The organism is Glycomyces lechevalierae (assembly GCF_027622945.1).
Classification (GTDB): domain Bacteria; phylum Actinomycetota; class Actinomycetes; order Mycobacteriales; family Micromonosporaceae; genus Glycomyces; species Glycomyces rutgersensis.
On record NZ_JAPZVQ010000003.1, the window covers coordinates 485,463 to 510,006 of the forward strand.

Genomic DNA, 24,544 nt, shown 5'->3' on the forward strand with positions numbered 1-24,544 from the left:
AAGCCCTTACAACCCCCGTTTTCCCCACGCGTCTCCGCCCCCGGGGGCCCCCCCCCCCGCCGGGCCCCCGCTTCCCTCCTCCTAAGCGATCGCCGGGAACGCGGAGACTGACCCGCCGTCGAGCATGGCGACCGCCCCGTATTCGTTGACGACATACGGCGCCACGCCGGGGGCCGTTTCGGCGTCGGCTCCGGTGAGGGCGTCCAGGACTACCGGCCCGTTGGCGGTGTTGCCGTAGATCGCGCCGTGCCAGACGGCGGTGATGCCGATGGAGGCGCGTTCGGGAGAGGGATCGAACTGCCAGAGCCATTCGCCGGTCTCGGTGTTCACCGCGCCGAGCCAGCCCCAGGTGTCGGTGCAGACCAGCGTCGTCTGGCCGTCGAAGCGGCACAGGCCCGAGTCGCGCTCCTCGGTCTCGAGGCTCGTGACCTTCCCGGTCGCGGCCTCGACGAGGTAGAGGCCGCCGTCGACGTGGTCGAAGCCGCCGAAGCCGTACAGGTACTTCGACCCGGCCGGGCCGAGCGATTCATAGCCGAAGTCCGGGTCGTCCCAGACGACCGAGCCGTCGGTGATGGAGAGGCCGCCGTGGTGCCGGTTGTAGTCGCGTTCGCCGGGGAAGCCGACCACGGTGTCGCCCGCGACCGCCTCGGTCGCGAAGACCGTCTGCCACGCGACCGCCTGCGCGTTCAGGTCGACCGCGACGGTGTAGGCCGGGTAGACGTCGAGGTCGATCACGGCGATGCCGCCGGACTCGCCCTTGGCCACGGCGTTCGCGTACTGGCCGTCCACGTCGTCGCCGGCGACCGGCAGTTCCGTCACGACGCTGAACGCCTGCTCGCCGGTGGCGACGTCGACCGCGATCACCTCCAGGCTCTGGTGCGCGACGGCGGTGCCCTCGGCCGTGCCCATGGTCAGGAACGGCACGATCACGAGCTGCTTGCCGCCCAGTTCCACGGCGATCGGGGCCTGGATCGGGTTGTCGCCCGCGAACACGGTGAGCGCCGGGTCCATCGGCGTGCCGGACTGCGGGGTGATCGCGGGCAGTGCCTCGGCGGTGCGCGTGTCGATGATCTGGAGCTGGTTCGCGGAGGCGATGAACGCCTTGGTGCCCGCGAGGAGCGTCGGCAGCGGGCTGACCGCGTTGCCGGCCAGGTTGATGTTCCCGGCGCTGGCCTCCTCCGGGAGCGGCACGCTCGCACCGGTGTCGAACTGCATCGGCGGTTCGAACGCCTCGGCGTCGATCTCCTCGGGGGCGGCCGAGGATTCGGCCGCGGTGGCGGACTCCTCTGAGTCGGTGATCGTGCCGCTGTCGTCGCTGCAGCCGCTCAGGAGCAGTCCCGAGGCGGCGAGGCAGCACAGCGCTGCTCTGAGCTTCATGTTCGGGCGATTCGCTTTCTTGCCGGGCACTGACGAAGAAACGCCCTAAGTGTAGGAACCGCCCGCCACCGGCCCGCCCGAACGCGAGCTCACTTGCGGGGCTTGTGGACCGTGGTCCTCTTGATGGTCCCGTCGGGGTTGTAGTAATGCCACTCGCCGACCTTCTTGTCCTGCTCGTACCTGCCGCTGTCGATGAGCGCGCCGTCCTTCGTCCACCGCTCCCAGAGGCCTTCGCGCTTCTCGTGGTCGAAGTCGCCGCGCTGCAGGGGCTGCCCGTTGGCCCGCCACCAGGTCCACTGGCCGTGGAGGAGCCCGTCCGCGTACCCGCCCTCGGAGCGGAGCCGCCCGTCGTCCGCGTAGTGGCGCCACATGCCCTCGCGCTGGCCCGCGACGTAATCGCCCACGACGAAGCCGCCGTGGGCGTCCTCTTCGGCCCATTGCCCGGTCTTGCGGCCCTCGTCGTCGAGTCGGTTCGGGGCGTCCTCGGGCCTCGGCTTGTCAGGTGCACCCATGGTCGGCCTCCCTCCGGTGGACCGCGCCGCCTCCCTGCGAGGCGCGAACGGCCGTGTCGCGCGGTCCACCGCCGAGCCTAGGCGCTCGGGCAGGCGTGCACTCAGGCTTCGCGACACAACGCGGCCGGGTCGCCCTCGACCGCAAGGCTCCCTAAGCGAGCGACTTCTCGTAGCAGACCGAGATGTCCCAGTCGACATAGTGCCCGAAGCGGGGGATCCGGTGGTAGCCCTCGCGCTCGTAGAAGCGGATCGCGTCCGGCTGGGCGTCGCCCGTCTCGAGCTTCACGGTGGTCCAGCCGCGATCACGGGCGGCGTCCTCCAGCGCGGCCAGCAGCGCCGCGGCGACGCCCGAGCCGCGCGAACCGGGGACCACGTACATGCGCTTGACCTCGGCCGACACGGCGTCGAGAGCGCGGAGCGCGCCGCAGCCCACGGCCTTCCCGTCCGGCCCGAAGGCCATGAGGAACACCGCGACGTCCTCGGCGGACGGCAGCGGCCCCGGCTCGTGGTCGTCGCAGCCGTACCGCTCGTCGAGCTCGGCGCGCTGGCCGGCGCGCAGCGCGGCGCCCTCGGGGTCGTCCCAGGCGCGGGCTTCGATGGTCCAGGCGGCGGTCGCGGGCATGGGGTCCTCCTCGGCGGAATCGTCGTAACAGATGTTACGGTAACACTTGTTACGACAACGAGGGGAGCGGGCCATCGCACGCCGAGTGGACCACGAGGCGCAGCAGGAACGGATCTCGAAGGCGGTCTGGAGCATCCTGGCCGGCAAGGGCATCGAGCACCTGACGATCCGCGCCGTCGCCGCCGAGGCCGGGTGCACCACCGGCCTCGTCATGCACCGCTTCCCCGGCCGCAAGGCCCTCCTCGTCCACGCCCGGGACCTCCTGCACGCCCGCACGCGCGTGCGCGTCGAACGCCTCGAAGCCGAGGCCGCGACCCCGCGCGCGGCCCTCCGCGCGATCCTCGCCCAAGGCATGGCCCTCACCGAGGACTCGGCGCAGGAAGCGCTCGTCTGGATGGGCTTCCTCGCCGCCTCAGTGGGGGACGACGAACTGATCGCTTTGCACCGCAAGAACAACCGCGTCTGGCGCGACCGCGTCGCCAGACTCGTCGAAGCCGCCGCCCCCGACTGGGACGAGGACCGCCGCGCCACCGCCGTCTTCGCGCTCGTCGCCGCCACCGAAGGCGCCGCCCAACTCGCCTGCTTCGACCCCGAGACCTACAGCGCCGCAGCCCAAGAGGCCGTACTCGACACCATGCTCGCCGCCTACGGCCTCGCCTGATCCGCGCCCACGAACGCGGCCGTCGCCGCGTCCAGCGGGAACGGCCGCTCGATCGGCAGCAGCTCCCGGGCCTCCCCGAGACGCCCGGCCGCCACCGCCGCCCCGATCTGCCGCGCCAGGCCCGTGACCTCCTCGATGCCCGCGATCCACTGGCCCGCATACAAGTCCACGGCCTCGCCCGAAAGCCCGATCTGGATCGACCGGTGCTCCAGCCGCTCCAAGCGCACGTCCCGCTCCGGATCCCACTGCACCCGCACCGGCGACCCCGCGAGGCGCGCCTTCCACGCCTCCTCCGTCTCGCCTTCCGCCGGGCGGCTCCCGCACGAATGCGCCAGCGCCCAAGCGAACCCCTCCCGGCTGATCCGGATCGCCAGGACCCGCGTCTGGCCCGGCTTCGCCGCCCACCCGCAGCGGTACATCATCCACAGGAACGACGGCTTGATCCACGTCATCCGCTCGCGCTTGAACGGCGGCACGAACGTCTGCGCGGCCAGCGCCGGCTCGGCGATAGCGGGGTCATAGGCCTGGTAGACGGTGATCGTGTCGTCGTCGAAGGCGGCGCGGATCTGCCGCGAGGGGATCGTCATAGCCGGATCCTGCCAGGGCCCGGCGCGCCTCGGCAAGCCCGATAGAGCCCCGAGCGCCAGGCCAGTGCGCTACCGCGACAGCCGCCGGATGCCCTCCACGATGCCCGGCAGCACCTCCAGGAACCGGTCCACCTCGTCCTCGGTGGTCTCCCGGTGCAGCGACACCCGCACGTTCCCGTGGCTGAGGACGCCCATCGCCTGCAGCACATGCGAAGGCCGCAGCCGCGTCGACGCGCACGCCGAGCCCGACGACACCGCGAAGCCCGCCCGGTTCAACTCCGTCAGCAGCACCTCGCCGTCCACCCCGAGGCACGAGAACGTGACGATGTTCGGCAGCCGGTCCACCGGATCGCCCGGCAGTTCCACTTCCGGGACGGTTTCCGCGATGTGATCCCGGATCCGCTCGGTCATCGCCCGCACCCGCTTCGACAGCTCCTCGCGCTCGGCGACCACCGCGCGCAGCGACGCCGCCGCGGCCACCGCGGCCGGCACGTCCACCTCGCCGATCGCCTCCCGGATCGAGGAGTCCTCCCCGGGGAACGGATTGCGCCAGCGCGTCCCCTTGCGCACCACCAGGATCCCCGCCCCGGCCAGCCCGCCCCACTTGCGGGCGCTGGCGGCGAGCACCGACCACCCCTCGGGCACGGGCTCCCACGGCAGGCTCGCGGCGGCGTCGCACACGAGCGGCACGCCGTCCGCGTTCGCCGCGATCTGGGCGATCGGCTGCCGGGTGCCGACTTCGTGGTTCGCGCTCTGCACGACGAGCACCGAGGCGTCCTCGATCCCTGCCAGAGGGTCGGCGTCGACGCGGCCGAGCCGGTCCACCGGGACCGAGATCGCGGTCCCGCCCGAACGCTCGTGCCATTCGGCGGCGTGCAGCACGGAGGAGTGCTCCACGGCGCTGTGCACGAGCGGGCCCGGTCGGCTCCGGGCGGCGATGACGCCGAGTACGCCCGCGTGCACGGCCTGTGTCCCACTCGATGTGAAAGTGACCTCATCAGGGGTCACGCCCAGGGACGCGGCCGCCGACTGGCGAGCGGCCTCGAGCAGCATCCGCGACCGCCGGCCCAATGTGTACAGTCGGCCGGGGCCGGCCCAGCCCTCCGACAAAGCCGCAGCATAGGCGTCGCGGGCCGCCGGATGGGGCGGCTGCGCGGTCGCGCCGTCGAAGTACGTGTCGGTCACCTGTCAAATGTAGAAGACTTCCCGGCGCGAACCCAACCCCTTGCACTCCCGGGCCCGGGCCAAGCAGTAGGCTCTTGCCGTCAAGATCTGCGCCTTGCCGCCCGCCCGGCGGCGGACGCGGAGCCGAGCGCTGAGAAAGGCATGAGACAGGTGGTCGGAAAACCGTCCCGAGAACGTCGCGGCCGAGCCCGCCGCGCGATAGGTCTCACCGGGATCGCCGCGCTGCTCCCGATCGTGCTCGCGGGGTGCAGCCTTGACGACGCGTTCTACCTGGGCTGGCCGCGCACGCGCCCCACGACCCAGTCCGAGCAGATGTTCGACCTGTGGATCGGATCCACGGTCGCCGCGCTCGCGGTCGGCCTCATCGTGTGGGGTCTGACCTTCTGGTGCATCGCCGCCTACAAGAAGAAGGACAGCGACACCGAGCTGCCCCGCCAGACCAAGTACAACCTGCCGGCCGAGCTCACCTTCACGGCGCTGCCGTTCGTGCTCATCGGCATCCTCTTCTACTACACGGTCATCGTGCAGGACAACGTCACGGAGATGAGTGACGAACCGCAGTCCTGCACCAACGTGACCGCGTTCAAGTGGAACTGGCAGTTCACGTACTCCGACGACGAGTGCGAGCCGCTGGTCGGCGCCAACGGCCAGCCCGTCACCGAGACCGGCGACTCGGGCTACATCCCGATCATCGTGGTCCCGAACGAGGAGGACGTGCGCTTCGTCGGCACCGCCGAGGACGTCATCCACTCCTTCTGGGTCCCCGACCTGCTCTTCAAGCGCGACCTCATCCCGGGCTCGGACGCGCAGACCACCCGCTGGGAGGTCGACTTCAACTCCGAGGGCACCTTCGTGGGCCGCTGCGCCGAGCTCTGCGGCGCCTACCACGCCTTCATGAACTTCGAGATGCGCGTGGTCTCGCCGGAGGACTACGAGACCTTCGTGAACGCCCGCGTCGAGGGCATGACGACGCCGGAGGCGCTGGAGCTCATCGGCCAGGAGCCGTACGCGACCACGACGCACCCGTTCGACACCGACCAGGCCACTGGCGAAGCGAGCTAGGGGAGAACCGTGAAGACTGAGAACCGCCTTTTCCTCATCGTGATGGTCTCGATGTTCATCTTCGCGGCCCTCTACGGATGGGCCACCTGGTACAACGAGAACCCGGCCTACGGCGTGCCGAACCACGTCGAATGGGTCGGCACGATCGCCCTCATCTTCTCCGGTCTCCTGACCGGCATGGTGTGGCTCGTGTTCTGGGTCATCTCGCGCCGCATCGACCCGCGCCCGGAGGACCGCCCTGACGGCGAGATCTCCGACGTCTCGGGCGAGGTCGGCTTCTTCAGCCCCGGCTCGTACTGGCCGCTCGGCCTGGCCCTCACGGCCCTGCTCGCCGGCCTGGGCGTCGTGTTCTGGCTCCCGTGGCTCATCACCGCCGCCGTCGTCGCGATCCTGTTCGCCGTGGGCGGCCTGGTCTTCGAGTACTACACGGGCACGCGCAAGCTCGGCCCGCAGTAGGGATCACACGTCGAAAGGCCCGGAGCGCCCGCTCCGGGCCTTTTCCATTGCGACAGTGGAAAAGGTTAGGGTGTGGCGGTGACTCCCTCTGTGCAGCGCCGAAAGGCGCCGATGCTGCGGCGCCTGGTCGGAGTGGTGTTCTACAACCTCCCGCACCCGATGCGGCGCAGGATCGTGCGGCTCGCCACCCCCACCTACACGCTCGGCTCGGTCGTCCTCGTCATGGACGCCGACCGCGAGCGCCTGCTGATGCTGCGCCAGCCCCCGGGGAAGCGCTGGTCGCTCCCGGCGGGCCTCCTCAACCGCCGCGAGCAGCCCGTCGAAGGAGCCCGCCGCGAACTCGCCGAGGAGACCGGCATCGAAGCCGAGCTCGAGGAACTGGTCCCCGCGAACCCGTGCGCGGTCGTCCACACCTCGGGCCGCTGGGTCGACAACGTCTTCCACCTCGAACGCGACCCCGAGACCACGCAGATCCTCGTGGACGGCCACGAGGTCTGGGACGCCGGCTGGCACTCCGTGCACGACCTCCCGGAGATGACCCGCGCGACCGCGAAGCTCCTGGCCCACTACAAGCTCGGCCCGCTCGCTTAACGCCAGCGCATCAGGACGCCCGTCGCGTCGTCATGCCGCTTCGACAGCGGCCCGAACCGGGAGTCGGCCGCCTCCAGCTCCCGAACCGAGTCGATGAGGCGGTCGACGCCCGCCTCGAACAGCGCGGGCCACTCGTACGCGTACCGCTCGACCAACCGCGTGAGCCCGTCGGTACAGAGCAGCAGCTCGCCGATCCGCTCCACGGGCCACGAACCCGTGAGCGCCTCCTCAGCGGCCCCCGGATCGCTTGCGGCGACCCAATACCCGCCTTCGCGGTTGCGGACCTCAGCGACGTACTCGACGGGCCAGCGCCGCACTCCCGCCACGTCCACGGCCGCCACCCCCGGCAGCGCGGCGAGCCGCCCGTCCGACTCGACGACCACCCCGCCGTCCCGGTCCCGCACCGCGATCGCGCAGTCCCCGAGGATCAGCCACTCGACCCGGTCCGCGACCAGCCGCACGACCGCCACGGTCGCACCGGGCGTCACTGCACTCGCGAGGTCGCAGCTGTCGGCGTGAAGCGAGTTCACCGCCTCGATCGCGCGAGCGAGCGCCCATCGAAGATCGGCCGCGCCGATCCGCGCCGCAACGGCCTCCCCGAGCAGCCGCACGTACCAGGGGACGTCATGCACGCATCCATCGCCGGGATACCGCGTGATGCCGTCCAGCACCAGCGCCCAGCCGTCGCCGACCAGATGAAAATCCTCATTCGGCGCCACCCCTCCCGGGCGCGACGCCGCCACGACCTCGATCACAACGGGGGAGTCCTCACTGAAACCTGGGGAACGAGCCGACCGATACGCCGGGTTCTGTCATTGAGCGGCCATCCATCTAGGCGCGCCATTGCTGGCGCGCTCGAGCGGTCTACCCGTGAAGGCGTTCTTGCGAACTCGGGCGGGCCGCCCTCGAACCTTCACGCAGAGCCTCGCGGCTCCTCTTGACCTTGCTCCGGGTGGGGTTTACCGAGCCGTCGCCGTCACCGGCGGCGCTGGTGGTCTCTTACACCACCGTTTCACCCTTACCGGCCGAGGCCGGCGGTCTACTTTCTGTGGCACTGTCCCGCGGGTCGCCCCGGGTTGCCGTTAGCAACCACCCTGCCCTGTGGAGCCCGGACGTTCCTCGCCGGATGTGGTCTCCCGCATCCGCCGCGACCGCCTGGCCGACTCGTTCCAGCGGTCAAGCGTACGCTGCCTGAGCCATGAATCTGCTCCAGGTCTCCGCTCTGCTGCTCGCCGGCCTCGTCGGCGGCGGGCTCAACGCCGTGGCCGGAGGCGGCTCGCTCATCACGTACCCGACGCTGATGGCCGTGGGCGTGCCGCCGCTCCTGGCGAACGCCACCAACGGCATCGCCGTCGCGCCCGCGTACGCGGCCGCCGCGGTCGGCTCGCGCGAGAACCTGCGCGGCCAGAAGCGCCGCGCGCTCCTGCTCGTCCCCACGGCGCTCGTCGCGTCGGTCTGCGGCGCGCTCCTGCTCCTCAACACCCCGCACTCGGTGTTCGAGGCGATCGTGCCGTTCCTGGTGCTCGCGGCGACCGTGCTCATGGCGATCGGCCCGTGGGTGAACCGGAAGGTGACGAAGCTCAACGGCGGCCGCGCGCTCCACCCCGTGGTCCTGCACATCGGCGTGTTCGCCGGGTGCCTCTACGGCTCGTACTTCAACGCCGCACTCGGCCTGATCCTCATGGCCGTCATCGCGATGGGCGTCTCCGAGACCCTGGGCCGGGTGGGCGCGCTGAAGAACTTCTGCACGATGCTCGTGGGCGTCGTCACCAGCATCATGTACGGCATCTGGGCCGATGTGGCGTGGTGGGCGATCGGCGTGCTCGTGCCCGCCACGTTCATCGGCGGGTACGTCGGCGCGCGGGTCTTCCAGCGGATTCCCGAACGGCCCCTGCGGATCGCGATCGTCGTCTACGGCCTCGTGCTCTCCGGGGTCCTCCTGGCCCGCTCGCTCTGATCCAGACCACTTCCCGGAACTCCGGTGACGGGAGCGCCGCGGGCGCGGAAGAATAGGCTCATGCCGACGCTCCGAATCGCACTCGCCCAGGACAACCCCATCGTGGGCGACCTCGACCACAACGCCGACCTCATCCGCCGGGCCGCCTCCGCGGCCACGGTCGCCGGGGCGCACCTGCTCGCGACCGGCGAGCAGTCCCTCACCGGCTACCCGGTCGAAGACCTCGCGCTGCGCCACTCCTTCGTGGAGGCCAGCCGCGACCGCCTCGTCCGCCTCGCCGAGGAGATCGCCGCCGACGGGAACGGATCGCTGCCCGTCGCCGTCGGATACCTGGACGCGGACGGACCCGTCGGCTCCACCACAGGTCACGGCATCCGCAATGCCCTGGCGCTGCTTCAGGACGGCAAGGTCCTGTTCCGCTACTACAAGCACCACCTCCCGAACTACGGGGTCTTCGACGAGGACCGGTGGTTCGTCGCGGGCCACGAACTGCACCTCGCGCGCATCGGCGGGGTCGACGTGGCCTTCACCGTGTGCGAGGACGTATGGGGCGGCGTGCCGTTCACCGTCGCCGAGGAGGCCGGCGCGGGCCTCGTGATCAACATCAACGCCTCCCCCTACGAGCAGGGCAAGCACGAGCGCCGCCTCGCCGTCGTCAAGGAGCGCGCCGCCGGGGTCGGCGCCCCGGTCGCCTACCTGAACACGGTCGGCGGCCAGGACGACCTGGTCTTCGACGGTGGCTCGATGATCGTCGCCGCCGACGGCTCGATCATCTCCAGCGCCCGCCGCTTCGCCTCCGAACTGCTCGTCACCGACGTCGAATGCCCCGCTGCGAGCCGCGCCATCGCCAACCACTCGTCGTCGCTCATGAGCACCTCGCTCCACGTCCTCTCCGAGGAGCCCGCGGCGATCGAGACCCGCATCGAGCCCACGTTCGCGCCCGAGCTCGGCCGCCACGAAGAGGTCTGGGAGGCCCTGCGCCTCGGCCTGGCCGACTACGTGAACAAGAACGGCTTCCCCTCGGTCCTACTCGGCCTCTCCGGCGGCATCGACTCGGCGGTCACCGCCGTCCTCGCCCGGGACGCCATCGGCGCGGACCGCGTCCACACCGTCGCCAACCCGAGCCAGTACTCCTCGCAGCACTCGCTCGACGACGCCGCCGACCTGGCCGAGCGCTGCGGCCTCCACCACGTCGTCGAGCCGATCCAGCCGATCGTCGACGCCTACCTCGCCGAGATCGCCGTCTCCGGCCTCGCCCTGGAGAACCTGCAGGCCCGCGTGCGCGGCGTCATCTGGATGTCCCTCTCGAACCAGCACGGCCACCTCGTGCTCGCGGCAGGCAACAAGAGCGAGTACGCCGTGGGCTACTCGACGCTGTACGGCGACTCGTGCGGCGGCTTCGCGCCCATCAAGGACGTGCTCAAGACCCTCGTCTACGAACTCGCGAACTGGCGCAACGAGAAGGCGCGCAGCCTCGGCGAGACCGAGCCGATCCCCGAGAACATCATCATGAAGCCGCCGAGCGCCGAGCTGCGCCCCGACCAGCTCGACTCCGACTCGCTGCCCGACTACGCCGTCCTCGACGGCATCCTCGTCGGCTACGTCGACGGCGACGCCGGACGCGAGGACCTCGTCGAGCAGGGCTACCCGGCCGACGTCGTCGAGCGCATCGCCGGCCTGGTCGACCGCGCCGAGTACAAGCGCCGCCAGTCCGCTCCCGGCACGAAGATCACCGTGAAGTCGTTCGGCCGTGATCGGCGCCTGCCGATCACGAACCACTTCCGCGGAAAGTAAGCCTGGTCTTCCGGCGGTGCCAATTTACGGCTCGCAAGCGTCGCCGTGGAGGTGATTTGTCACAGCAAACGCTTCGCCGGATGACAAGGACATCGATGAGCGTTAGTTTGGATCAGTCATGCCCGGGGACCGGCGAGGCCGGCCACGAGGAGATTCTGGAGTTCCGACGATGACGTCCGCATCAAGTTCCCCTGACGAGATCCCGAGCCTGTACGGGCCGGGCAAGAACGTCAAACGCGTCCGCACCCGCCACCTCATCGAAGCCAAAGAGCGCGGCGAGAAGTGGGCGATGCTGACCTCCTACGACCAGTACACGGCGGCCCTCTTCGACGAGGCCGGCATCCCGGCGCTGCTCGTGGGCGACTCCGCCGCCAACAACGTCTACGGCTACGAGACGACCCTCCAGGTCTCGGTCGACGAACTCGTACCGCTGGTCGCGGCCGTCGCCCGCTCGACCCAGCGGACCCTCGTCGTCGCCGACCTGCCGTTCGGCTCCTACGAGTCCGGCCCCGCGCAGGCCCTCGAGACCGCCGTGCGGTTCATGAAGGCCGGCGCCCACGCCGTCAAACTCGAAGGCGGCCGCCGCATGGCGGCGCAGATCCGGGCCCTCACCAACGCGGGCATCCCCGTCATGGGCCACATCGGATTCACGCCCCAGAGCGAGCACGCCGTGGGCGGCTACCGCGTCCAGGGCCGCGACGCCCAGGCCGCCGAGGTCGAGGCCGACGCGCACGCCGTCGCCGAGGCCGGGGCGTTCGCCGTGGTCCTCGAGATGGTCACCGCCTCGGTGGCCGCCGAGATCACGAAGCAGCTCCCGATCCCCACCGTGGGGATCGGCGCCGGGCCGGACACGGACGCGCAGGTCCTCGTCTGGCAGGACATGGCCGGCCTCCGCCGCGGCCGCCCGCAGCGGTTCGTCAAGCGCTACGCCGAGATCGCCGACGTCCTGCAAGGCGCCGCGAAGGCCTTCGCCGATGAAGTCCGGGCAGGGGAGTTCCCCACGAAAGCGCACAGTTTCGAATAACCCGTGAGTCTGGTCGCCTTCCCCTTTGGGGCAGGCGACCTTTCGCGTAGCGTCTCCGTACGTGAACGACGCCATCCTGCTGTTCGACTACGACGGCACCGTGCGGCTCGGCTCCGAGCACGCGACCCATTACGCCCGTCTCGTGGCCGCCCACCTCGACGCCGTGGACGAACGCGCCTTCCTCGCCGCGCACGCCGCCTTCGTCGCCGGCAAGCCCACGACCGCCTCCACGTTCGACGCCTACGACGCCGACAACGCCGTGCGCCGCCTCGCGGGCGAATACGGCGTCGACGACCTGGTCCGCGCCGAGGCGTACGCCGAGACCCGCAAGCGCATGGCCGCCGGCGAGTTCGACATCTGGGCGCCGAAGGGCTTCCAGGAGTTCATCTGGAGCCTGCCGCGCAACATCGAAGTGGCGCTCGCGACCAACGCCCCCGCGGCGACCCTCGGGCCGGCGCTCGAACGCCTCGGGCTGGACGGCCTGTTCGACCACGTGATCGGCGACGCGGGCAAGCCCGAGAGCATGGATTCGATCCTCGACGAGCTCCTGGAGGAGCGCCCGGCCGCGGCGCTGCTGAGCATCGGGGACATCCCGCGCAACGACCTCGTGCCCGCCGCCGACCGCGGCTGCGCGACCGCGTACATCGACCACTACGGCCGCCCGTGGCCGCGCGCGACCGCCTCGGCCGCGTCCCTTGAGGAGCTGTACCCCTTCATCCACCGCTGGGTCACGGAACGCACGGCGTGAACCCAGCTTGTCGCACCCAGCCCTTATGCTGGGGATGCGCCCTGAGCCGACCGATCCCCGGCTCAGGGCGTCCTAGTATCCGGCGGCTGCTCAGCCGCTGATGCCGTCGCCCACTTTGATCGTCACCGGGTCGTTGACCCGCAGGTAGATCCCGAAGTGGTTGTCGAGCTCGTTGATGATGAACTTGTGGAGCTCCTTGTCGCGCACGTTCTCACCGGTGGGGTCCCAGCTCGGCAGCACGCACCGCTCGCACGGCTTCTGCAGCGTGAACTCGTTGTCGCCCAAGCGGATCGACATCCCGCGCTCGAGCTCGTACTCCGCGTACGGCGCCAGGTCCGCGTCCACGACCACGTTCGGGCGGAACCGCGCCGCCTCGATCTCGCGGCCCATCTGCTCGCTCAGCCTGCGCACGCTGGCCTCGAAGATCACCAGGATGCGCCCGTAGTCGCGCTTGACCTTCCGGATCTCGACGCCCTTCTCGGCGTCGATCGTCTCGGCCAGCCGCGCCGGCAGCTCGGCCTCGTCCGCGCCCCACGCGGCCCCGCCCGGCTCGTACAGCACCGGCTCGCCCGACACCGCGTCGGCGCAGCCGCACTGCGCCGGCCACGCCGCCTCCCATCCCATCATCTTGGGATGGCTCCCACCCCAGACCGCCTTATCCGAGCCCGGCTCGAACAAACCGAACAAACGGTCCCCGGCCAATCCGTCGAAATCGACCACGGCGGAACGAAGCGACTCGCCCCGGAGGCCCTTGACGGGATAGCGCCACAACTCTTTGACATCGCCTGCGAACATGCTCACCAAGGTACCCATCTCACGTTTTAACGTCTATCTGCCTGGGTTAACGTCAGTGACATAAACAGGTGAGACAATTGCGGCCCCAGGACCTAGGAGGACACCCATGGAACGCCAGAAGGAGTTCGTGCTTCGCACGCTCGAAGAACGCGACATCCGCTTCGTGCGGCTCTGGTTCACGGACGTCCTCGGCACGCTCAAGTCCGTGAGCGTCGCCCCGGCCGAGCTCGAATCCGCCTTCGACGAGGGCATCGGCTTCGACGGCTCCGCCATCGAGGGCTTCGCGCGCGTCTACGAGTCGGACATGGTCGCCATGCCCGACCCGACCACGTTCCAGGTCTTCCCGTTCGAAGGCCGCGGCATCGGCGAGTCCGCCCGCATGTTCTGCGACATCCTGACCCCCGAAGGCGCACCGTCCTGGGCCGACCCGCGCCACGTGCTGCGCCGCGCCCTCTCCAAGGCGGCCGACCGCGGCTTCACGTTCTACGTGCACCCCGAGATCGAGTTCTTCCTCTTCAAGGACATCTTCCCGGAGACCGGCGACAAGCCCGAGCCCGTGGACGACGGCGGCTACTTCGACCACACCACCCACTCCGTGGCCCGCGACTTCCGCCGCCAGGCGATCCTCGCCCTCGAGCGCATCGGCATCTCCGTCGAGTTCTCCCACCACGAGGTCGCCCCCGGCCAGCAGGAGATCGACCTCCGCTACGCGGACGCGCTCACCACCGCCGACAACATCATGACGTTCCGGCACACCATCAAGGAGGTCGCGCTCACCTCCGGCGTCACCGCCTCCTTCATGCCCAAGCCGTACAACACCCAGCCCGGCTCCGGCATGCACAGCCACCTCTCGCTCTTCGAAGGCGAGGACAACGCCTTCCACGACCCGAGCGACGAGCAGCGCCTCTCCAAGACCGCCAAGGCCTTCATCGCCGGGCTCCTGCGCCACGCGCCCGAGTTCACCGCGATCACCAACCAGTGGGTCAACTCCTACAAGCGGCTCTTCACCAGCCCGCAGCCCGGCCAGATCTCCGAGGCCCCCTCGTACGTCTCCTGGGGCAAGGCCAACCGCTCCGCGCTCGTGCGCGTCCCGGCCTACGGCAAGCCGAACTCGGCCCGCGTCGAGATCCGCTCGCTCGACTCCGCGACCAACCCGTACCTCGCGTACGCCGTGCTCCTCGGCGCCGGACTCAAGGGCATCGAAGAGGGCTACGAGCTGCCCCCGGGCACCGAGGACGACGTCTCGGCGCTCACCAACAAGGAGCGCACCGCCGCCGGCTACCAGCCGCTCCCGGGCAACCTCGCCGAGGCCCTCGACGCCATGGAGTCCTCCGAGCTCGTCGCCGAGGTCCTGGGCGAGCACGTCTTCGACTACTTCCTGAAGAACAAGCGCCAGGAGTGGGAGGACTACCGCACCCAGGTGACGGCGTTCGAACGCAAGCGGTACATCAATCTGTAACCGATTAGCATGGACGGGTGAGCACTGCACTCGTCATCGAGAACGACCCCGCGCAGGGCATCGGCCGGGCCGCCGCATGGCTCGCCGAAGCCGGAATGGAACTCGACACGGTACGGCCCCACCTCGGTGAGGCCGTACCGAACTCCGCCGGAGGGCACGACGCCCTCATCGCCCTCGGAGGCGGGCGCGGCAAGGACTGGAGCGACGACCTCAGCGGGCTCATGGAGACCGCCGTCGCCGACACCACCCCCGTCTTCGCGATCTGCTCCTCCGCGCGGATGCTCGCCGTCGCCTTCGGCGGCGCCGTCGAGGACCGCGACGAGCCGTTCGGGCCCCGGATGCTCGCCAAGCGCGACGCCGCCGGACGCGACCTCATCTTCGGCCCCGCGCCGATGACCCTCGACGTGATCCGCTGGCGCCGCCAGGAACTCGTCGCGCTCCCCGAAGAGGCCACGCTCCTCGCGGCCTCCCCGCAGGGCGCGCTCGAGGTCTTCCGCATCCGCGACACCGCGTGGGGCGTGCAGTCCCACTTCGAGTTCACCCCCGAGCAGCTGGCCGGGTTCGGCGTCTTCGACGAGGCCGCGCTGGCCAAGGCCGCCGAGGTGGACGAGCACATCGTGTTCACGTGGAAGCCGATCCTGCAGCGCTTCGCACGCGTCGCCGCGGGCGAGCGGAAGGCGCTGCCGGTCATCGATGCCTGAGTCCGAGAAGAGCACCGGGGTCGACGAGGCCCGCCTCGCCGTAGTCGAGGCCAGCAACGCGCTGGGCGACTTCCTGCGCGCCCACCCCGAGACCGAGGCCGCCCTCGTCGAGGACGAGGACGCCGGGCTCACCCGGATCCGGGACGCGGGCGCGTTCGAGCTGAACGCGGCGTGGAAGGCCAACCTGCTGCGGATCGCCGCGCAGGACCTCACCGGGCGCGCGGACCTGCGCGCGACCTCGGCCGCCTTGTCCCGCTTGGCGGACGCGGTCCTCGCGCGCGGCCTTGAACTGGCGCGCAAAGAGATCCCAGGAGAGACCCGCCTCGCCGTGGTCGCCATGGGCAAGACCGGCGCCGAGGAACTCAACTACGTCTCCGATGTGGACGTCGTGTTCGTCGCCGAGGGCGACCTCGACCTCGCCACGCGCCAGGCCGCCCGCATGATCCAGATCGTGGGGCCCGCGACGTGGCCGGTCGACGCGGGGCTGCGGCCCGAGGGCCGCCACGGCGCGCTCGTGCGCTCGGTCGACTCGTACCTCGCGTACCTCAAGGACTGGGCCCGCACCTGGGAGTTCCAGGCGCTCTTGAAGGCCCGGCCCGCCGCGGGGGACCTGCAGCTCGGGCTCGACTGGCTCGCGGCCGTGCAGCCGTTCATCTGGGGCGCGGCCGACCGGCCCGGCGTCGTGGCCGACATCCGCGACATGCGCCGCAAGGTCGCCGACTCGGTGCCGCGCGCCGAGCGGCGGTTCGAGATCAAGCTCGGCCCGGGCGGCCTGCGGGACATCGAGTTCGCGGTGCAGCTGCTGCAGCTCGTGCACGGCCGCGGCGACGCGACCCTGCGAGTGCGGTCCACATTGGAAGCGCTTGAAGTCCTTGTGGCCGCAGGCTTCCTGTCCCGACGCGACGGCGACGAGCTCGCCGACACCTACGTCTTCCTGCGCACGGTCGAGCACCGGCTGCAGCTCCAGCGGCTGTTGCGCACCCACCGCGTTCCCGAAGGCGGCGAACCGCTCCACCACCTCGCCCGGACGCTCGGGTACAAGACCGACGAGGCGTTCCTCGCGGCGTGGCGCGCGCACGCGGCCACCGCGCGCCGCCTGCACGAGAAGCTGCTGTACAAGCCGCTGCTCGACGCCGTGACGCGCGTGCCCACGCACGAGCTGCGCATGACCGAGTCCGAGGCCGCCTCGCGCCTGGCCGTGCTCGGCTTCGCCGACCCCGCGAGCGCGCTGACGCACATCAGGCGGCTCACGGCCGGCGTCTCCCGCACGGCCACAGTGCAGAAGGCCCTGCTGCCGGTCGTGCTCCACGAGCTCGCCGACTCGCCCGAGCCCGACCGCGGGCTCCTCGCGTACCGGCAGGTCTCGGACAAGCTCGGCTCGACCCCCTGGTACCTGCGGCTGCTGCGCGACGGCGGCCCGGCGGCGGTGCGCCTCGCGCGCCTCCTCGGCACGTCCCGGTACTTCACGAGCCTGCTGCTGCATGTGCCGCAGTCGCTCCGGTACCTCTCGGACAACGCCGACCTGACGCCGCGCTCGCGCGCCGAACTCGCGATGGGCATGAGCCAGGCCGCGGCGCGGCACGCCGAGGCCCTCGCCGCGATCGGCGCGGTGCGCGCGATCCGCCGCCGCGAACTCATCCGGGTTGCCGCTGCGGATCTTCTTGGGCTCCTTGACGACCAGGCCGTGGGCCTGGCCCTCTCCGATCTCACGGACGCGGTGCTCGAAGCGGCCCTGCACATCGCGTCGCGCGACGTCCCCGAGCCGCCTCCGATCGCCGTGATCGCCATGGGCCGCTTGGGAGGGCGCGAGACCGGGTTCGGCTCGGACGCGGACGTCGTGTTCGTGAACGCCGCGGAGGACGACGCGGGTCGCAAGGCCGCCAACCGGATCGTCGAGTCGGTGCGCACGCTTCTCGCGGCGCCGACCGCCGACCCTCCACTCCAGATCGATCTCGATCTGCGGCCCGAGGGCAAGGGCGGGCCGATCACGCCGAGTTTCGCTGCGTACCAGCGGTATTACGCCGACCGGGCGCGGCTGTGGGAGCGCCAGGCGCTGCTGCGGGCCCGGCCGGTGGCGGGGGACCCGGAGCTGTGCGAGGCGTGGACGGCGTTCGCGGACAAGGTGCGGTACCGGGCCGGCGGGCTGAGCGAGGCCGAGCGGATCGAGTTCCGGCGGGTGAAGGCCCGCGTCGACTCGGAGCGGCTGCCGCGCGGCGCGGATCCCAACGGCCACACCAAACTCGGGCGTGGGGGACTGGTCGACATCGAGTGGACCGCGCAGTTGCTGCAGCTCGAGCACGGCGAGGACGCGACGCTGCACACGACCCGCACGGTGCCCGCGCTGGAGGCCGCGGCGGTGGCCGGGTATCTGCGCCGCGACGACCTCGCGGCGCTGCGCGAGGCGTGGGAGTTCGTGTCGCGGGTGCGCAACGACATGACGCTGGCGCGCGGCGTCCCGCGCGACGACCTGCCGCGCTCGGGGCCCGAGCTCGCGGCGCTCGCGCAGACGCTCGGCTTCGGCGAGGACACCGAGCGGTTCCTCAACCACTACCGCAAACTCACGAGGCGCGCTCACGACGCGGCGCAGCGGATCGTCTACGAGAGCTGAAGTTTCACTCGTTTCGGTGACCTTCGGCCGCCCGGGCTCGATCGGCGGGGTTTCTTGTCGGCCGGGCGCGCCAAGATGGCGGCGGCGCGCTGTTCTTTCCCCTCTTGTGGCGGGTGGGGGTTTGTGGACGGCTATTCGCCGTAAGTCAAACGAAACGAGAGCCGCCCCGCGAACCGGGTGCCGGCCGTGCCGACCCAGTCCGGCCCCGCGCATCGGGTGCCGCACTAGACTCTGGTCTGAAGCGAACGGGGGCGCGGATGATCGACTACACCGTGGTCGGGCCCGATGGGGCCGAGGACCGGCGCGGCAGTGCCGATGAGCTCCGCGCGGCCGCCGCCGCCGAATCCTCCTTCGTGTGGGTCGAACTCGACGCGCCGTCCGACCCTGAACTCGTCACCTCAGCCCTCAAAGCGCTGGGCCTCGACCGCTTCACCGTCGACCCCGCGCACACCATCCACCGCCGCCCGAAGGTCGAGACCGTCGAAGGCGCGATCTTCGTGCTCGTCAAGACCGTCTGGTACATCGAGGCGACTCGGCAGGTCGAGACCGGCGACCTCACCTTCTACACCGACGGCCGCTCGCTCGTGACCGTGCGCCGCGGCGTCGTGGATCCCGTTCCCGCTGTGCGCCGGCGCCTCGCCGACGACAACGCCTTCCGCGCCGAGGGCCTGCCCGGCGTCGTCCACGCCCTCTTCGACGCGATCGTCGAGCAGTACGACGGCGCGGTCGAGGACCTCGCCGACGACGTGAACGACCTCGAGCGCGCGATCTTCTCGGGCGAGCGCGTCGACCGCAACCAGGAGATCTACTTCCTCATCCGCGAGACGCTCGAGTTCCAGAACGCGGTGCACCCGCTCGTGCCGTTCGCGCGCTCGCTCAAGCGGCGGAACGGCGAAACGGATTTCCTGCGGCACACGGGCTTCGGGTCGGTCGCCGCGCACCTGATCCGGGTGGACGCCGCGATCGAGATCTGCATGAGCCTGCTGACGACAGTGCTCACGGCCCATCAGGGCCAGATCGGCACCTGGCAGAACGAGGACACGAAGAAGATCTCGGCCTGGGCGGGAATCGCCATCGCGCCCACGATCATCGCGGGGATCTACGGCATGAACTTCGACCACATGCCCGAACTGCACTGGGCCGTGGGCTACCCGCTCTCGCTGCTGCTCATGGCCCTGGTCTGCGTCCTGCTGTACCGCGGCTTCCGCCGCAACGGCTGGCTCTGAATTCCAAGCTTCTGAAAACCGTTGCGGCCCTTGGGAACGAGTGAGGGGCGGTGCCGTCGCGCCCGTCCCCGACTCGCGAGTCCGCCGCGAAGGTGCCGCCCCTCTGGCCCTGCCTGCCTTCGCCGACCACTGTAGCGGGGGCGCGCAAAACGAAAGTGTGGAGGCGGTGGTCGCGCTCCGTCGCGAATGAACGCTCCCATTTCCGACCATCTACGCCATTGAAATTTTTCAATGCAAATCCTTGACTTCATTCCGTGTTCCCGTAAAAATAAAGATACCTATCAGTTAAGTCTCTTTACTTTTGGGAGGAACATTGAGACGACTGAAAACGAGACGGATGATCGCAGCGCTCACCGCGGCCCTGGCCGTGATGACCGCCGGCGTCTTCTACACCGTCGCCAACCCCTTCACCGCCTCCGCCGCCACCACCTGCTCCGCCGCCTGGTCCGCGTCCAAGGTGTACGTCGGCGGCGACACTGCCGCCCACAACGGCACCGAGTACCGCGCCAAGTGGTGGACCCAGGGCGAAGAACCCGGCACCACCGGCGAATGGGGCGTCTGGGAGTCCAAGGGCGCCTGCGGAGGCGGCGGCGAACCCACGCAGACCGCCGGCCCCACCGAGACCCCCACCGAAGAGCCCACCGGCAACCCCGGCCAGGGCGGCAAGATCAACGCGGCCTACTTCACCGAGTGGGGCGTATACGGACGCAACTACCACGTCAAGAACATCGTCTCCTCCGGCTCGGCCGAGGACCTCACCCACATCAACTACGCGTTCGGCAACGTCAAGAACGGCCAGTGCACACTGGACGACTCGTACGCCGCGATCGACAAGGCCTACACGGCCGACCAGTCCGTGGACGGCAAGGCCGACACCTGGGACCAGCCCCTGCGCGGCAACTTCAACCAGCTCCTGAAGCTCAAGCAGATGTACCCGGACATCAAGGTCGTCTGGTCCTTCGGCGGCTGGACCTACTCCGGCGGCTTCGGCCAGGCCGCGCAGAACCCGGCCGCGTTCGCCGAGTCCTGCTACAACCTGCTGCACGACGCCCGCTGGAACGGACTGTTCGACGGCATCGACATCGACTGGGAGTACCCGAACGCCTGCGGCCTCACCTGCGACACCAGTGGGACGCAAGCGTTCACGAACCTCATGAGCGCGCTGCGTTCCAAGTTCGGGAACGAGCTCGTGACCGCCGCGATCACCGCCGACGGCACCTCGGGCGGCAAGATCGACCTCGGCGGCTACGGCACGGCGGCCCAGTACGTCGACTACTACCAGGTCATGACCTACGACTACTTCGGCGCCTGGGACAAGGACGGGCCGACCGCCCCCCACTCGCCGCTGAACAGCTTCAGCGGGCAGCCGATCGCCGGCTTCGACGGCGCCACGGCCATCGCGAAGCTGAAGTCCGTCGGCGTCCCTTCATCGAAGCTCCTGCTCGGCTTCGGCTACTACGGCAGAGGCTGGACCGGCGTCACGCAAGCGACGCCGGGAGGATCCGCCACGGGCGCCGCACCGGGCACCTACGAGGCCGGGATCGAGGACTACAAGGTCCTCGTGAACAAGTGCCCCGCAACGGGAACCGTCGGCGGCACCGCTTACGCCTACTGCAACGGCGAATGGTGGAGCTACGACACCCCGGCCACGATCGCGACCAAGACGGCCTGGGCCAACGCCCAGGGCCTCGGCGGCGCCTTCGCCTGGGAGCTCTCCGGCGACACGAGCAACGGCGCGCTCGTGAACGCCATCGCCGCCGGCCTCGACTGATTCCATCTGCACACCAGCCTGACCCGCCAGGTCGGCGGGACCCCGGGTCCCGCCGACCGCTCTCTTCGGAACTAAGCGGCGAGCATGAGCCACAGCGTCGCGACGCTCAACGCCAGGAACGCGATCGGCCCGGCGATGTTGTGGAAGACCCGCTCCCGCACGTGGAGCACCAGCGCCAGCACGAAGAACAACACCAGCCCGACCGCTGCGGCGATCCCCAAGGGCCGCCAGAAGAACCCGGCCGCGAGGCCGCCCGCCGCCGCGCCCTTGACGAATCCCAGGAACGGCAGCAACGAGTCCGGCACGCCGACCGCGTGCGAGTTCCGCTTCACCCAGTCGGCCTTCATGAAGTTCGCGACCGACTCGATCGCGTTGGCGGCGATGGTGATCAGGGTGACGACGACAAACGCGATGAACATGAGGCGCGGCTTTCCGACGAGCGCCCGGCGGCCGTTCCGCCGGATCCCCACCAGTCTCGGACGCCCCGCGGATCCCGTCCAATACATGCATCGATAACCTCCGGTTATGGATGTGGACACCAGGCTCCTCCGCTACTTCCAGGCCGTCGCAGAGGAAGGCAACCTCACCAGGGCCGCCGCGCGCCTCTACATCTCCCAGCCCGCGCTCACGAAGCAGATCCGCCAACTCGAGGACCAACTCGGCGCGACCCTTTTCGTACGCTCCAAGTCCGGCATGGCCCTCACCGGACCCGGTGCGGCCCTTGCCGAATCGATCGAATCGGTCCTCGACGCCTGGGGCCGGGCCGAACGCGCCGTGCGCGCCGCCGAGGCCGCGGCGTCCAAAGTGCTCAAAATCGGTTTCCTTGCCAGCGCCGCGAACGAGCGGACCCAGCCGATCATCGCCGCGTTCCGCGACCGCCGCCCCGACTGGCGCGTCGAGCTTCGCCAGGCGAGCTGGGGCGCGCCGACCGAGGCGCTCGTCTCGGGCGAGGTCGAGGCGGCGTTCATGCGGCTGCCGTTCCCCGGCCAGGAGGAGTACCGGCTGCTGGAGCTGCTGACCGAGTCGCGCTGCGTGGCGATGGCCGCGAACCATCCACTCGCACAACGGGAGACCCTGGCCTTCGCGGACCTCTGGGACGAACCGTTCATCGCGGCCCCGGCCGCGACCGGGGCGTTCCGCGACCACTGGATCGGCGCAGAGTCGCGCGACGGCCGCCCGGTGAAGGTCGGCGCGGTGACCGAGCACCCGGACGACTGGCTGACCGCGATCGCGAACGGCGACGGCATCGCCCTGGCGCCGGCCTCGGCCGCCCGCTACTACGCCCGGCCCGACATCGCCTACCGGGACGTCGACGGCGTCGCCCCGAGCACCGTGGCCCTGGCCTGGCCGCGACGGGCGGAACCCACGCCCGCGCTGGCCGACTTCATCGCCGCGTCGCGCGAGCGGGCCGAGTCGTGAATGGGGAGTGGGGAAGTCGGCTGCCGAGGTGCCGCGAGCGCGAGCGGCCGGTGCGGCGTCTGGGGCGCTTGCGCGATCTGCTTTAGCGGCCGGCGTCGAAGTTCGCGGCGACGAGTTCGACTTCGAAGGCGTCCTCGTTCTCGAGGTAGGCGGCGTAGTGGGCGTCGCCGCCGGCGAAAGGGTGGCGGTCGGGGAACATCAGGCGCCAGCCGTGGGCCGTGCCGTCGGCGGCGAGGCGTTCGACCTCGGCGGGGTCGCCGACGTGGAAGGCCAGGTGGTTGAGGCCGGGTGCGCGGCGGTCGTGGCGGTCGCCGGTCAGGGCGGGGGAGCGTTCGACGACCACATAGGTCGGTCCGAGCTTCCAGCTGCGGCCGGCCTCCCAGTCCTGGAAGCGTTCGTACCCGAGCGTTTCGAGCAGCCATCCGAAGGAGCGCACGGCCCGGTCGAGGTCGGGGACCCACAGCTCGACGTGGTGCAGGAGGCCGCTCGTCGGGCCGGGAGTGTTCACAGCCGCAACGCTATCGCGCTGCGGCTGGAGGGAACCGCGGACCGGCCTTCGCCCCCAGCGTGGATCGGTCCGCGGTTCCCGGCTCAATGGGAATCCCTTATTTGACGAGCTTCGCGGGCAGGGTCGCCCAGTGCATGAGGTATTCGAGCGGGCCGCGCTTGAAGAACCGCTTCCAGAGGAGCGCGAACGCGAGCATGACCACGACGAACGCCGCCCACATGCGCCACCCGGTCGGGTAGCCGGTCTCGTTGAGCGGGTGGTCGATGAGGTACCAGACGGCCGCGATGTGCGCGACGTACGCCGTGAGCGACATCGAGCCGACCGCGATGAGCGGCGCGAGCCAGAACCGCAGCTTTCCGAAGCGGCCCAGCAGGAACACGAGTCCGGCGATGATCGTGAACGCGACGCCGATGTTCCCGGCCAGTTCGAACGGCATGTTCGAGTGCGGGCTCGCGGCGACGAGGCTGGTCCAGTCGAAGCCGCCGCTCATGCCCTTGTCGTCGGGCGCGAGCTCCCACAGTGAGGCGTGCTCGGCGTCGAAGGACTTCCACTCCTCCTTGGTCCAGTTCGCGGAGTCCTGGCCCTCCATCGCCTTCGACCAGGCCTCGTCGAAGGCCTTCCAGCTCGCGTCCTTCGCGGACGTGTCCGGGCCGGGCAGGAACTTGCCGATGAGCCACGCCCCGCCGTAGCCGAGCAGGGCCAGCGCCGGGCCGATGATCAAGAGCCGCAACTGGATCGCGAGCTTCGTGAGGTCGAGCTTGCCGATCGCCATGCCCGCGAACATGTACGCCATCCACGCGATGCCCGGGTACGTGCCGTTGATGAGCAGCGCGAACAGGCCCTCGCCGCTCCACATCGCGAGCGGGTCCTTCGCGTTGAACGCCTCCATCCACGACGTGTCGCTCGTCCAAGCCCACTGGATGACGAGCGGCCCGCCGATGCCGAAGACCACGGCGAGGATCGCGAGCGTCCGCGTCCGCAACTTGATGAACGGCAGCGCGAGCAGGAAGAACAGGCCGTAGTACGCGAGGATCACCACGATCGAGGTGCCCATGGCGACCAGCCACGAGCCGAGCGCGAGCAGCAGCACCGAGCGGATCGCGATGCGCACCACCGCCTGACGCATCGGGCGGCCGGTCTTCGGGCGGTGCCCGCCCGCGATGAGGACGAGCGAGAGCCCGGCGAGGGTCGCGAACAGCGCGGAGGACCGGCCGTGGGGGATCTCCATGAGGAAGCTCTTCCACGTGCCCGTCTCCTCGGCCCACGGCCCGACGTGCGAGTAGTACATGCCGAAGACGGCGAGGGCGCGGGCGGCGTCGAGGCCGATGATGCGGCCGAGCGAGGCGTCCCGCGCGGGCGGCTCCTCGCGCTCCGCCGCCGCGGGCACGCGCGGCTTGAAGTCGATGATGTTGGACATGACGCCAGCGTGCGGCGGCCGGAGGGGAGTTCCCATCCGGCGATGCGCGGGACCCTGCCCGCCG

24 protein-coding genes and 1 other RNA gene are annotated in these 24,544 nt (G+C 70.3%); 14 read left to right on the top strand and 11 right to left on the bottom strand.

Going from position 1 to position 24,544, the window contains the following annotated elements:
- Positions 1-81 precede the first annotated feature (81 nt).
- The 3 genes from O2L01_RS08575 to O2L01_RS08585 form a co-directional block, all read right to left on the bottom strand.
- A complete protein-coding gene (locus O2L01_RS08575; RefSeq protein WP_270121492.1) occupies positions 82-1,377 on the bottom strand; it encodes a hypothetical protein in 1,296 nt (431 codons plus the stop codon).
- Between the two features lie 89 nt (positions 1,378-1,466).
- Positions 1,467-1,889 (bottom strand): toxin-antitoxin system YwqK family antitoxin, encoded by a 423-nt coding sequence (locus tag O2L01_RS08580; protein ID WP_270121493.1) that lies wholly within the window; start codon positions 1,887-1,889, stop codon positions 1,467-1,469.
- A gap of 151 nt (positions 1,890-2,040) precedes the next feature.
- On the bottom strand, positions 2,041-2,511 hold the full coding sequence (locus O2L01_RS08585; protein ID WP_270121494.1) for a GNAT family N-acetyltransferase: 471 nt from the start codon (positions 2,509-2,511) through the stop codon (positions 2,041-2,043).
- 85 nt (positions 2,512-2,596) lie between these two features.
- Here O2L01_RS08585 and O2L01_RS08590 point away from each other — a divergent pair, with 85 nt between their 5' ends.
- Positions 2,597-3,172 (top strand): TetR/AcrR family transcriptional regulator, encoded by a 576-nt coding sequence (locus tag O2L01_RS08590; RefSeq protein ID WP_270121495.1) that lies wholly within the window; start codon positions 2,597-2,599, stop codon positions 3,170-3,172.
- On the opposite strand, the gene O2L01_RS08595 is transcribed toward O2L01_RS08590, so the two are convergent.
- A complete protein-coding gene (locus O2L01_RS08595) occupies positions 3,157-3,759 on the bottom strand; it encodes a DUF4291 domain-containing protein (protein ID WP_270121496.1) in 603 nt (200 codons plus the stop codon). The two genes, O2L01_RS08590 and O2L01_RS08595, sit on opposite strands and share 16 nt — an antisense overlap.
- A 69-nt stretch (positions 3,760-3,828) precedes the next feature.
- Positions 3,829-4,944 carry a cysteine desulfurase family protein gene (locus O2L01_RS08600; protein ID WP_270121497.1) on the bottom strand — a complete coding sequence of 372 codons (1,116 nt, stop codon included), beginning with the start codon at positions 4,942-4,944 and terminating at the stop codon, positions 3,829-3,831.
- A 141-nt stretch (positions 4,945-5,085) separates the two neighbouring features.
- Between O2L01_RS08600 and ctaC the strand changes: the two genes are divergently transcribed.
- From ctaC to O2L01_RS08615, 3 genes are all read left to right on the top strand, one after another.
- Positions 5,086-6,006 (top strand): aa3-type cytochrome oxidase subunit II, encoded by a 921-nt coding sequence (gene ctaC, locus O2L01_RS08605; RefSeq protein WP_270121498.1) that lies wholly within the window; start codon positions 5,086-5,088, stop codon positions 6,004-6,006.
- Positions 6,007-6,015: 9 nt separating this feature from the next.
- Entirely contained in the window at positions 6,016-6,462 is a 447-nt protein-coding gene (locus tag O2L01_RS08610; protein WP_270121499.1) for a cytochrome c oxidase subunit 4, read from the top strand.
- 111 nt (positions 6,463-6,573) lie between these two features.
- Positions 6,574-7,053: an NUDIX hydrolase gene (locus tag O2L01_RS08615; protein WP_344469135.1), complete on the top strand. Its 480-nt coding sequence runs from the start codon at positions 6,574-6,576 to the stop codon at positions 7,051-7,053.
- On the opposite strand, the gene O2L01_RS08620 is transcribed toward O2L01_RS08615, so the two are convergent.
- Entirely contained in the window at positions 7,050-7,772 is a 723-nt protein-coding gene (locus tag O2L01_RS08620; protein ID WP_270121501.1) for a protein phosphatase 2C domain-containing protein, read from the bottom strand. The genes O2L01_RS08615 and O2L01_RS08620 overlap by 4 nt on opposite strands.
- 63 nt (positions 7,773-7,835) lie before the next feature.
- Positions 7,836-8,220, bottom strand: an RNA gene (gene rnpB / locus O2L01_RS08625) — RNase P RNA component class A.
- Positions 8,221-8,251: 31 nt separating this feature from the next.
- On the opposite strand from rnpB, the gene O2L01_RS08630 reads away from it, so the two are divergent.
- From O2L01_RS08630 to O2L01_RS08645, 4 genes are all read left to right on the top strand, one after another.
- The gene (locus tag O2L01_RS08630) at positions 8,252-9,010 is read left to right on the top strand and encodes a sulfite exporter TauE/SafE family protein (protein WP_270121502.1); all 759 of its coding nucleotides are present in this window, start codon (positions 8,252-8,254) and stop codon (positions 9,008-9,010) included.
- A 60-nt stretch (positions 9,011-9,070) separates the two neighbouring features.
- On the top strand, positions 9,071-10,804 hold the full coding sequence (locus O2L01_RS08635) for an NAD+ synthase (RefSeq protein ID WP_270121503.1): 1,734 nt from the start codon (positions 9,071-9,073) through the stop codon (positions 10,802-10,804).
- 169 nt (positions 10,805-10,973) lie between these two features.
- Entirely contained in the window at positions 10,974-11,828 is an 855-nt protein-coding gene (gene panB, locus O2L01_RS08640) for a 3-methyl-2-oxobutanoate hydroxymethyltransferase (protein ID WP_270121504.1), read from the top strand.
- Positions 11,829-11,889: 61 nt separating this feature from the next.
- Positions 11,890-12,576, top strand: coding sequence for an HAD family hydrolase (locus O2L01_RS08645; protein ID WP_270121505.1), 687 nt, complete (start codon positions 11,890-11,892; stop codon positions 12,574-12,576).
- Between the two features lie 90 nt (positions 12,577-12,666).
- Here O2L01_RS08645 and O2L01_RS08650 read toward each other — a convergent pair whose 3' ends face one another.
- Positions 12,667-13,389, bottom strand: a complete 723-nt coding sequence (locus tag O2L01_RS08650; RefSeq protein ID WP_333490289.1) for an MOSC domain-containing protein — start codon at positions 13,387-13,389, stop codon at positions 12,667-12,669.
- 88 nt (positions 13,390-13,477) lie between these two features.
- On the opposite strand from O2L01_RS08650, the gene glnA reads away from it, so the two are divergent.
- The 5 genes from glnA (at position 13,478) to O2L01_RS08675 (ending at position 21,136) form a co-directional block, all read left to right on the top strand.
- A complete protein-coding gene (gene glnA / locus O2L01_RS08655; protein WP_270121506.1) occupies positions 13,478-14,830 on the top strand; it encodes a type I glutamate--ammonia ligase in 1,353 nt (450 codons plus the stop codon).
- A 17-nt stretch (positions 14,831-14,847) separates the two neighbouring features.
- Positions 14,848-15,531: a type 1 glutamine amidotransferase gene (locus O2L01_RS08660; protein WP_270121507.1), complete on the top strand. Its 684-nt coding sequence runs from the start codon at positions 14,848-14,850 to the stop codon at positions 15,529-15,531.
- The gene (locus O2L01_RS08665) at positions 15,524-18,139 is read left to right on the top strand and encodes a bifunctional [glutamine synthetase] adenylyltransferase/[glutamine synthetase]-adenylyl-L-tyrosine phosphorylase (RefSeq protein WP_270121508.1); all 2,616 of its coding nucleotides are present in this window, start codon (positions 15,524-15,526) and stop codon (positions 18,137-18,139) included. Before O2L01_RS08660 ends, O2L01_RS08665 begins: the two co-directional genes overlap by 8 nt.
- A gap of 257 nt (positions 18,140-18,396) precedes the next feature.
- On the top strand, positions 18,397-19,365 hold the full coding sequence (locus tag O2L01_RS08670) for a magnesium and cobalt transport protein CorA (RefSeq protein WP_270121509.1): 969 nt from the start codon (positions 18,397-18,399) through the stop codon (positions 19,363-19,365).
- 337 nt (positions 19,366-19,702) lie between these two features.
- Complete coding sequence (locus tag O2L01_RS08675; RefSeq protein ID WP_270121510.1) at positions 19,703-21,136, top strand: glycosyl hydrolase family 18 protein; 1,434 nt, start codon at positions 19,703-19,705, stop codon at positions 21,134-21,136.
- Between the two features lie 71 nt (positions 21,137-21,207).
- Here the strand turns inward: O2L01_RS08675 and O2L01_RS08680 are convergent, their stop codons facing one another.
- Complete coding sequence (locus tag O2L01_RS08680; protein WP_270121511.1) at positions 21,208-21,555, bottom strand: DoxX family protein; 348 nt, start codon at positions 21,553-21,555, stop codon at positions 21,208-21,210.
- Between the two features lie 106 nt (positions 21,556-21,661).
- Between O2L01_RS08680 and O2L01_RS08685 the strand changes: the two genes are divergently transcribed.
- On the top strand, positions 21,662-22,555 hold the full coding sequence (locus O2L01_RS08685) for a LysR family transcriptional regulator (RefSeq protein ID WP_270121512.1): 894 nt from the start codon (positions 21,662-21,664) through the stop codon (positions 22,553-22,555).
- A gap of 82 nt (positions 22,556-22,637) precedes the next feature.
- On the opposite strand, the gene O2L01_RS08690 is transcribed toward O2L01_RS08685, so the two are convergent.
- Both O2L01_RS08690 and O2L01_RS08695 read right to left on the bottom strand, forming a co-directional pair.
- Positions 22,638-23,063: a VOC family protein gene (locus O2L01_RS08690; protein ID WP_270121513.1), complete on the bottom strand. Its 426-nt coding sequence runs from the start codon at positions 23,061-23,063 to the stop codon at positions 22,638-22,640.
- Positions 23,064-23,160: 97 nt separating this feature from the next.
- Positions 23,161-24,480 carry a DUF418 domain-containing protein gene (locus O2L01_RS08695; RefSeq protein ID WP_270121514.1) on the bottom strand — a complete coding sequence of 440 codons (1,320 nt, stop codon included), beginning with the start codon at positions 24,478-24,480 and terminating at the stop codon, positions 23,161-23,163.
- Positions 24,481-24,544 lie beyond the last annotated feature (64 nt).